The organism is Gordonia sp. p3-SID1431 (assembly GCF_025143765.1).
Taxonomy (GTDB): Bacteria; Actinomycetota; Actinomycetes; order Mycobacteriales; family Mycobacteriaceae; genus Gordonia; species Gordonia hongkongensis.
Window position 1 is genome coordinate 1 of record NZ_JAMBDT010000152.1, and the last position, 9,007, is coordinate 9,007.

Here is a 9,007-nt window from a genome sequence, read left to right on the forward strand (position 1 = left end):
TGGCTCGTCGCCTCGACGCGCTCCTTCGTCGCGTGCTCGGCCCGGCGGCTTACGCTCCTCGCACCTCAGGGACCAGTGGGTGTGTGGCTCTTCCGGATTAGGGAGCATGGGCGGCAGCTCGCAAGCTCGCTCCTCAGGGAGCGGAGGGAGGCTCTTCTCGTCCAGCCGGTTTCGCGAGCATCCGCTCGCGAAGCGAGTCGTAGACCGGCGGCGACCCGGACAGATGGGCGACGAGCACCGCGGCGGCCGTCGCGGCCAGCATGGGGAGGGCGACCGTGGTCGTCGCGGTCATCTCCATCACGACGACCATCCCGGTGAGCGGGGCCCGGACGACCGCGCCGAACAGCGCCGCCATCCCGGCGAGGATCATCGCGCCCCGGAATCCCGACGCACCTGAATCCGGTTGTTGCACAATGATGTCGGCGACCTCGGCGAAGGCGGCACCCCACAGGGCGCCGAGCGCGAGCAGCGGTGCGAACAGGCCACCGGGCGTGCCCGCGGCATAGGAGAGCGGACCCGCGACGAACCGGACGAGGAAGAGCGCGACGAGTGCGGGGAGTACGACACCGCCGTCGACGACCGCCTGGGTGAGGCCGTCCCCGCCGCCCGCGGTACGAGCGTCGAGGGCGAGAAGCGCACCGATCGCCGCGCCGATGAGGGCGGCGCGACCGATCGGCGGCACCCGCGAGAATCGACCGACCCAGCCGAGGGTGCCGAGAACCATTCGGCTGTAGGCGATCCCGATGAGTCCGGAGACGAGACCGAAGACCACGAAGACGGGCAGCACCGTCACCGACGGCACGTCGAGCGAGGGCACGTCGAACTCCGGGCGGTCTCCCAGGATGACCCGTCCGGCGGCGACGGCAGCCACCACGGCGAACACCGTCGGCACCACGAGGCGCAACCGGACCGAGCGGCCGACCTCCTCGAGTGCGAAGAGCGCGCCGCCGATCGGAGCCGTGAACGCCACTGCCAGTCCGGCCCCGCTGAGCGACGTCTGCATCACCCGGACGTCGGCGTCGTCGAGACCGCCGCGCCGGCCGGTTTCCGCACCGACGACCGAACCGATGTGCACCGTCGGGCCTTCCCGGCCCAGCACGAGTCCGGAACCGATCGCGGCGAGCGCGCCGACGAACTTGGCCGGGATGAGGCGCAGGGGCGCCGGTGACGCCTCCCCGCGCTCGACGGCCTCCACGTGTTGGATACCGCTTCCCGCCGCGGTCGGCACCAACCGGACTGCGAGCGCGCCGAGCGCCGCACCGGTCGCGGTGACCGCAATCGGGAACAGCCACCCGGGGACACCGAGTCCCGCCGACCAGTCGAGCATCTCGACCCGCCAGCGGTCCAGGTGGTTCAGGCACCAGCGGAAGGCTCCACCGAGTACGCCGGTCAGCAGACCGGCGATGACCGCCAGCAGACACAACCGCACCAGGCCGCGGTCGGCACGCTGTGGCGAGATCACACGTGGACGCTACCCCGCCGCGGGCATCACGCCGGCTGAATCAACCGCCCCTGCACCACAAGCGAGGCGTTCTGCTTCAGCCGGCGCATCCGGATGCTGACCGAGTACCCGGTGACGCCGCCGATCGCGGCGACCCGGGTGCGCAGATAGTCGTGGAAATGCGCGGTGTCCCGGCAGATCACCGACACCATGAGGTTCCACTCGCCGCTGATCGCCGCCGCGAACGCCACCTCGTCGTGAGCCGCGAGTTCGGTGCCCACCTGATCGAGAGCCGAGGGGGTCACCGTCAACCACAGCGTGGCGCTCAGGTCGAAGCCGAGCCGGTCGGGGAGGATCTCGACGTCGTAGAAGAGCGCACCCCCGCGCTCGAGCGTGCGGAGCCGGCGGCGCACTCGTCCGACCGTCCATCCGCAGATCCGAGCCAGTTCTCGGTGCGCTCGCCGACCGTCCTGGGTCAGCGCGTCGATCAGCACGGCATCGCCGGCCGTCAACCGCGCGCCACCCGCCGGGGCATCCGACGACGGATCGTCCTGCTCGGGGTCCTCCGGCATGTCGTCGACCACAGCAGCCGCAGCGGAAGCGAGGAGGTCGCGGTCCCGGTCAGAGAGGTGGCCACCGAATCCGGTCCACCTCGACGCGGGGTGACCGGGATCGAAGGCGTGCAGGACGAGATCGATGCGGACGTCGGTCACCGAGGCTCGGGCGGGGAACGTCTTGGCGATGGCCTCCTCACCGGCCACGCCGAGCGGCGCCCGGATGAGACAGATGATCTCCGCACCACCGGACGCGACATACGCGAAGGCGACATCACGCCGGCGAGCGAGCGAGGACGCGAGCGGTTCCATCCGGTCCGGACGGCACCGCACCCGCGCCACCCACTCCGACTGGCCGCGGACGGACGGCTTGATGATCCCGACGACCTTCATCACGCCGGCCCGCCGCATCGCCTGGTAGCGGCGCGCCGCGGTCTGCTCCGAGATTCCGGCCACCTCACCCAGCTGGCGGAACGTCGCACGCGGCGACACCTGCAGCGCACGGAGGATCGTGCCGTCGATGTCGTCCATGGTGGAGGAAGTGTATCGCCGCGCGACCCACAGTGCCGTATCGATACCGGCACTCGGGATCTGTGCGTGGTTTCGTAGACGCGGACCAGACAATGAACTCCTGCGCCGTTCGGCGACCCTCATCGACCTGCGAAAGCGAGCGCGTTGACCGCGACCATCTCCCCCGTTCCCACCGGCGTACCGACTCCCCCGGCACGTCGGACGGCCACCGTCGTGATGGCCTGCCTCGGCGTCTTCGTCGCCTACCTGCCCATCACGAGCGTCGCCGTCACCCTGCCGGCGATCGGCACCGCCTTCGGCGCCTCGACCGCCCAGTTGTCCTGGGTACAAGACGCGTTCGTCCTGCCGATGGCCGCATTCATCCTCACCGCCGGGGTGTTCGGCGACGTGCACGGCCGTCGCAAGGTCTATCTGGTGGGGCTCTGCCTCACGGCGTCGGGCGCGTTGGTGGCGCTGTGTGCGCAATCGATCAGCATGGTGTGGATCGGACAGGCGCTCGCCGGAACGGGCGCGGCCGCCCTCCTGCCCACGACCCTGGCACTGATCAGTCACGCGGTCCCCGACTTCCGGGAACGGGGCAAGTTCATCGGCATCTGGGCGTCGGCGCTCATGCTCTCGCTGACCGTCGGGCCGCTGGTCGCGGGTCCGGTCGCCGAGTCCGCCGGCTGGCGATGGATCTACCTGCTGCCGATCCCGATCGCCCTCATCGCGCTGGCGGTGGCCGCGACGATGCTCCCGGAATCCCGCGCACCCCATGCCCGTCGCCTCGACTGGTCCGGCCAGATCTCGGCCGCGATCGCCGTCACGGCACTCGTCTTCGGCGTCATCGAGGCCGGCGTCTACGGCTTCGGCGACCCCCGCGTCGTCGCCGCGCTGCTGGCCGCCGCGGTCGCCGCAGTCGGGTTCGTCGTCATCGAAAAGCGTTCGGCGAGTCCGATGCTCGACCTCGACCTCTTCCGGAGCCGCGCCTTCACCGCCACCACCCTGGTCGCGATGATCGCCTTCCTGGCTCTGATCGGGTTCATCTTCGTGCTGAGCATGTATTTCGGGCTGGTTCAGCAACTGGGCACCGTCGAGGCCGGTTGGCGGCTGGCCCTCATGAACGGCGCCTCGATGCTGGTCGGCGGGCTCGCCGGCAAGATGATGCATCGAATTCACGCCCGGTTCCTGATCGGCGGCGGACTCCTGATGGTCGCCGGCGCCCAGTTCGCGCTGCTGACCCTCGACGCCCACACCTCCTTCGCCGCCATCTCGTGGCGTCTGGTCGTGCTCGGGCTCGGGATGGGACTGGTGATGGCGCCGATGACCGCGACCGCGGTGTCGGCCGTGCCCTACCACCTGTTGGGGATGGCCGCGGCTGGGAACAACGCCTTCCTTCAGGTCGGCGGCGCGCTCGGCCCGGCCGTGCTCGGCGCCCTCCTGACCGCCGGTGCGGTGAACTCGTTGCCGCAGAAGCTGATCGATGCCGGTGTCGCCGAGCCGGTACGTGACCGGGTGATCGGTGCGGTCGACACCGAGGGCCTGGCCGCCGCGAGCGGCCTGAACCTCGGCGCCGACGCCCCGGCCGTGATGAGCGCCGTCGGCGACGCCTTCCTCGACGGAATGCGTCTGTGCCTCACGTTCTCCGGCGTGCTCACCGCGGCCGCTGCGATCCTCGCACTCGTGATGCTGCGCCCCGGGCGGGCCGTCGAGGAGCAGCCGGCGGGCTGACCGCCGGTCGGTCCGTCAGCTCCGGCGGCCCCCGACGAGTGAGGTGACGTAGCGCGCCGGGACGTCGAACCACACCTCGCGCACCGGGGCCTGCTGGAGCACCGAGCCGGGCAGCTCGGTCAAGTAGGTCAGACTCAATGTTCCGCTGAAGTCGGGGTTCACGCGCTCGAGCGCCGGGATCTCGATGACGAGCCCGCCGTCGTCGATGACCGCGCGGACCATCGAACCGCGCGGGGTCGTCCACTCGTGGTCGATGGCACGACCCGCCCGACCGGGCACGCTCGACATCGTCGCGAGGACGCGTCGGGGCGTCAGGACTACAGCACCGGTGAAGGGCCGGACGTTGCCCTGCGCCGATCGACCGGGCACTTGCCCGCTGAATCTCAGTGTCACGGGCACGAATTCGACGATGAGGTAGGCGCCGTCGGAGACGACCTGCGCACGGAGGTCGTCTGGGAGCTTGCCGATGCCGAGCATCCGGCGCAGGGAGGCCACCGCCACACCCTAGATCTCGGGACGCCGCGTCGTCAGGAGAACGCCGCCGCCACGTCCGCGGCGCGCCGGAGCTGATCAGGGTCCGAACTCGTCGGGATGAGTTGCACCTCGTCGGTACCGATGTCGGCAAACCGCCGCAGGACCTCGGCGAGCTCGGCCTCGGTGCCCGCCCACCCGGTGGTGGGTGCGATCGCGTCGACGAACTCCGACGGGATCCAGTTCATGTAGTGATGCAGGTGCCGGGTCACCTGCGCTCGGGGACCGTCGCCCTCACCGATCGCGAACCAGAACGACGTCGCGAGATGCGGTGCCGCCCGACCGGCATCCGCCCATGCCGACCGGGCAACATCGAAGAGCTCGTTCTGCTTGTCGGCATCGAGATCAAGGGTGACTCCGGCGATTCCGTCCGCCCAATCAACCGCGCTACGAATCGTCTTCGGCCCGGTGGTCCCGACATGCAGTACCGGACCGCCCTTCCGGTGCGGCGGCGGACCGACCGGCAGGACCGACTCGGTGAGTTTCTCCCCGGCCCACACCCGTTTCATCGTCTCGGCCCGGTCGGCGAGTTGACGCATCGTCTGCGTGGACGGGTCCGCGCCGACGGCCCGGTAATCCTCGTGCCGCCCGCCGACCCCGAGTGCCACGGTGAGGCGTCCTCCCGACAGCATGTCGCCGGTCGCCAACGACTTGGCGAGCATCACCGGGTCGTGCAGCTGCGGCACGACGACCGTCATCACGAGCGGCACCCGTCGCGTCCACGCCGCCAGCGCGCCGAGGAAGGTCAGGCATTCCGGATTGTCGAACGCGATGCGTTCACCCCAGCACAGCGAGCTGAACGGACCGTCGTCGATGGTGGTGGCCCACGAGTGGAGCATCTCGGCGTCGAGATCCGGCTCCATCACAGGCATGGTCATCCCGATGCGCACGTGCGTCATTCTGACACGGACACACCACGCCCGGGCGCGATTCGCAGATGTCGCGCATCGTCGCGGGATACGCAACGATGCGCGACATCTGTTGTGTCAGTGCTGGTTCCGCCCCGGACTCCCGGACGCGGCCCGCCCCACGTGCGCCGACCGCACCGGCGAGTTCTTCAGTTCACGCAACGCCGTCCGCAGACCCCGCCGCTTCCCGGTCTCCGGGTCGACGCCGAAGTGGTCACTCATCCCCTCCCGGATCGCGAAGCGCAACTCCGACGCGGTCTCGGGCGCATCATCCGACGTCGCCTTCAACAACGAGTTCGGCAGTGCCAGCTTCGCGATGGTCCGGAACGACTGGGCATACTGACCCAGAAGGGTCCCCGTCGTGTACGGCAGGTCGTATTTGTCACACAACTCGCGGACACGCACACCGATTTCCTCGTACCTGCTGCTCGGCAGGTCGGGGAACAGGTGGTGTTCGATCTGATGACTGAGGTTCCCGCTCATGAACCGCATCAGCGGTCCGGCCTTGAAGTTGGCCGATCCCAGCATCTGACGCAGATACCAGCGCGGCTGGTCCTCGTTCTCGAACTCGTCGACCGTGAACTTCTCGGCTCCGTCGGGGAAGTGACCGCAGAAGATCACCATGTACGCCCAGTAGTTCCGGATGATGTTCGACGTGAAGTTCGCGGTGAGCGTCGTCTTCCAGTTCGGACCCGCCAGAGCCGGGAAGATCAGATAGTCCTTGGCCGCCTGTTTGCCGACCTTGGTGCCGATCACCCGGAGATCCTTGGCCGCCTGACGGTAGGTCTTCTCCTTGTTTCGCAGCTTCTCCGTCTCCAGATGATGCAGCGCGACACCGTATTCGAAGAACGTGCCGAGCGTCAGGTTGTAGATCGGGTTACCGACGTTCCACCACTCCCAGGGCTGGTCCCGGGTGACGCGCAGGATTCCGTAGCCCACGTCGTCGTCCATCCCGACGACGTTCGTGTACTTGTGATGGACGAAGTTGTGCGAGTGCTTCCACTGCACGCTCGGGCAGGTGGTGTCCCACTCCCACGACGCCGAGTGGACCTCCGGATCGTTCATCCAGTCCCACTGGCCGTGCATCACGTTGTGGCCGAGTTCCATGTTCTCGATGATCTTGGCCAGCGAGAGCATCGCGGTTCCGGCCGCCCAGGCGACCTTCTTGTCGCTGAACATCAGGGCGAGCCGGCCACCGGCAGCGAGGCTGCGCTGCAGGGTGATGGCCCGCCGGATGTACTTGGCGTCGGCCTCGCCGCGCGATTCCTCGATGTCCCGGCGGATGGCGTCGAGTTCGGCGCCGAGGGTCTCGATGTCGGCCTCGGTGAGATGTGCGTATTGATCGATGTCGGTGATGGCCATGAAGCCTCCTACAGATCGAGGGTGCATTCACCAGACACAGCGCTGATGCATGTCTGGATTCGTTCTCCTTCGCGACGTTCCTCGCCGGTGCGCAGGTCACGCACGTATCCCCCGGCGAGCGGGACGACGCAGGTCTGACAGATACCCATCCGGCAGCCGAACGCCATCTGGATTCCCAGGTTCTCGCCCGCCTCGAGCAGCGTTGTGGCGCCGTCGATCTCGGCTTCTTTGTCCGAGATCGCGAACTTCACGGTCCCGCCTTCGCCACCGTGGTCGGTGCGGGCGATGGCGAAGCGTTCCACGTGCAGCCGTTCGCGCAGGCCGCCGTCCTCGTAGTGGGCCTCCATCGCGTCGAGCAGCGCCACCGGTCCGCAGGCCCAGCACTCGCGTTCGCGCCAGTCCGGTGCCCACTCGTCCAACCGCGAGACGTCGAACTTGCCCATCTCCTTGGTCAGCTGGAGATTCAGATCGTAATCATCGGCCTCGTCGGCGAGCTTCTCCATCTCGTCGAGGAAGATCACGTCGTCGCGGGTGGGCGCGGAGTGGATGTGCACGATGTCGGGCGTCTGACCGTGCGCACTCAGCTGCCGCAGCATCGCCATCACGGGGGTGATACCACTGCCCGCGGTCACGAACAGGATCTTGCCCGGTACCGGTTCGGGCAGGTGGAAGTCGCCCTTCGGCGACTGCAGCCGGATGATCGTCCCCGGGCTGACGCCGTCGACCAGATGCGACGACAGGAACCCGTCGGGGTTCGCCTTCACCGTGATCGCGATGGTCTTGTTCTCGTTGGCACCGATGGACGTCAGCGAGTACGACCGCCAGTGCCACTTGCCCTCGATCTGCAGACCGATGCCGACGTATTGGCCCGGCTTGTACGAGTCGGGGAAGCCCCAGCCCGTCCGGATGGTGACCGTCGCGGTGTCGTCGGTCTCCTTGGTCACGTCGAGCACCTTGCCGCGGAGCTCTCGTGCGCTCCACAGCGGATTGATCAGGTGTAGGTAGTCGTCCGGCAGCAGCGGGGTGGTCGCCCGCGCCACCAGGCCGCGGATGATGTTGACCTCGGGCTTGCGGGCCTCGACCCCGGCCGCCGGCCGCTTGCTCCACTTCAACAGGTTCACTCAGACTCCTCCCCTAGAAATCCCCACGGCTGGAGTTACTGACCGGTATTACCCTTCGGTGCACGACTGTACACATCAATCGGTGACCGCGATCACAAGATTTGATACTGGCAGGTCACGGCCGGCGCCGCGACCCGTTCGGTCACCAGGTGAAGGCGCCGCCGGTCCAGATGCCCGTCGCGATCAGCGCGAAGAGGAGTTCGATGCCGATCGTCTTCACCGCCGCCTTCAGCGCCGAGAACGCGCCCCGCCACGCGCCGTCGAAGCTGCGCGTGCGGACGAGTTCCGATGCCAGCGCGCCCACGATGAAGCCGAGCAGCAGGCCGATGACGGGGACGACGAAGAAGCCGACGATGCCGACCAGGCCCCCGACCACGATCGTGCGGTTCGGGATCGCGTCCGCACGCAGCGACCGGCCCGCGATCAGGTACTTGAGCACCTCGCCGACGCCGATGACGACGAGGGCCAAAGCGAATACCGACCAGGCCCAACCACCCACGACGAGGGCCCAGACGAACAGTGCGCCGACGATGAGCAAGGTGCCGGGCAGGATCGGCACGACGATGCCCACCAGGCCCACCAAGATCACCGCTGCGACCAGCAGCTCACCCCAGAACGGCACCCGGACCTCGTCCGATCACTCGCCGGGCTTCGACGACGCACCGGGGCGCGCGTCGGCGGGCCGGTCGTCGGTCTTGACCATCGAGGTCATCGCCGGGGCCTGATCGTGCGGGGCCTTTTCGTGCGGGGCCGGCCGTGGCGGCGGGCCCGACGGACGCGGCGGGGTCCCCGACGGGGGGATCGGCGCGGGCGGTACCGGGCGCGGACCCCCGGCCGGCCGCGGTGCGG

8 protein-coding genes and 1 pseudogene are annotated in these 9,007 nt (G+C 68.6%); 1 reads left to right on the top strand and 8 read right to left on the bottom strand.

Annotated features, from left to right (window positions below; genetic code table 11):
• Window positions 1-133 precede the first annotated feature (133 nt).
• Together M4D77_RS22780 and M4D77_RS22785 are read right to left on the bottom strand one after the other, a co-directional pair.
• Window positions 134-1,462, bottom strand: a complete 1,329-nt coding sequence (locus M4D77_RS22780) for a ClC family H(+)/Cl(-) exchange transporter (RefSeq protein ID WP_068970721.1) — start codon at window positions 1,460-1,462, stop codon at window positions 134-136.
• A gap of 26 nt (window positions 1,463-1,488) precedes the next feature.
• Complete coding sequence (locus M4D77_RS22785; RefSeq protein WP_068970724.1) at window positions 1,489-2,526, bottom strand: Lrp/AsnC family transcriptional regulator; 1,038 nt, start codon at window positions 2,524-2,526, stop codon at window positions 1,489-1,491.
• A gap of 144 nt (window positions 2,527-2,670) precedes the next feature.
• Between M4D77_RS22785 and M4D77_RS22790 the strand changes: the two genes are divergently transcribed.
• Entirely contained in the window at window positions 2,671-4,236 is a 1,566-nt protein-coding gene (locus M4D77_RS22790; RefSeq protein ID WP_259937522.1) for an MFS transporter, read from the top strand.
• A 15-nt stretch (window positions 4,237-4,251) separates the two neighbouring features.
• Here the strand turns inward: M4D77_RS22790 and M4D77_RS22795 are convergent, their stop codons facing one another.
• The 6 genes and pseudogenes from M4D77_RS22795 to M4D77_RS22820 all read right to left on the bottom strand — a co-directional run.
• Window positions 4,252-4,731 (bottom strand): hypothetical protein, encoded by a 480-nt coding sequence (locus M4D77_RS22795; protein ID WP_223258887.1) that lies wholly within the window; start codon window positions 4,729-4,731, stop codon window positions 4,252-4,254.
• A 32-nt stretch (window positions 4,732-4,763) separates the two neighbouring features.
• Window positions 4,764-5,645 (bottom strand): LLM class flavin-dependent oxidoreductase, encoded by an 882-nt coding sequence (locus tag M4D77_RS22800; RefSeq protein WP_068970722.1) that lies wholly within the window; start codon window positions 5,643-5,645, stop codon window positions 4,764-4,766.
• Between the two features lie 108 nt (window positions 5,646-5,753).
• Window positions 5,754-7,037: a fatty acid desaturase gene (locus tag M4D77_RS22805; RefSeq protein ID WP_165629641.1), complete on the bottom strand. Its 1,284-nt coding sequence runs from the start codon at window positions 7,035-7,037 to the stop codon at window positions 5,754-5,756.
• 8 nt (window positions 7,038-7,045) lie between these two features.
• A complete protein-coding gene (locus tag M4D77_RS22810; protein WP_259937524.1) occupies window positions 7,046-8,158 on the bottom strand; it encodes a ferredoxin reductase in 1,113 nt (370 codons plus the stop codon).
• 142 nt (window positions 8,159-8,300) lie between these two features.
• On the bottom strand, window positions 8,301-8,780 hold the full coding sequence (locus tag M4D77_RS22815; RefSeq protein WP_068970718.1) for a DUF456 domain-containing protein: 480 nt from the start codon (window positions 8,778-8,780) through the stop codon (window positions 8,301-8,303).
• A gap of 15 nt (window positions 8,781-8,795) precedes the next feature.
• A pseudogene (locus tag M4D77_RS22820) lies at window positions 8,796-9,007 on the bottom strand (formate-dependent phosphoribosylglycinamide formyltransferase); the annotation flags it as partial.

Excerpts from the sequence above, each read along its gene's own strand:
- M4D77_RS22805 (WP_165629641.1), bottom strand. The coding sequence starts at position 7,037 with ATGGCCATCACCGACATCGATCAATACGCACATCTCACCGAGGCCGAC.
- M4D77_RS22785 (WP_068970724.1), bottom strand. The coding sequence starts at position 2,526 with ATGGACGACATCGACGGCACGATCCTCCGTGCGCTGCAGGTGTCGCCG.
- M4D77_RS22800 (WP_068970722.1), bottom strand. The coding sequence starts at position 5,645 with ATGACCATGCCTGTGATGGAGCCGGATCTCGACGCCGAGATGCTCCAC.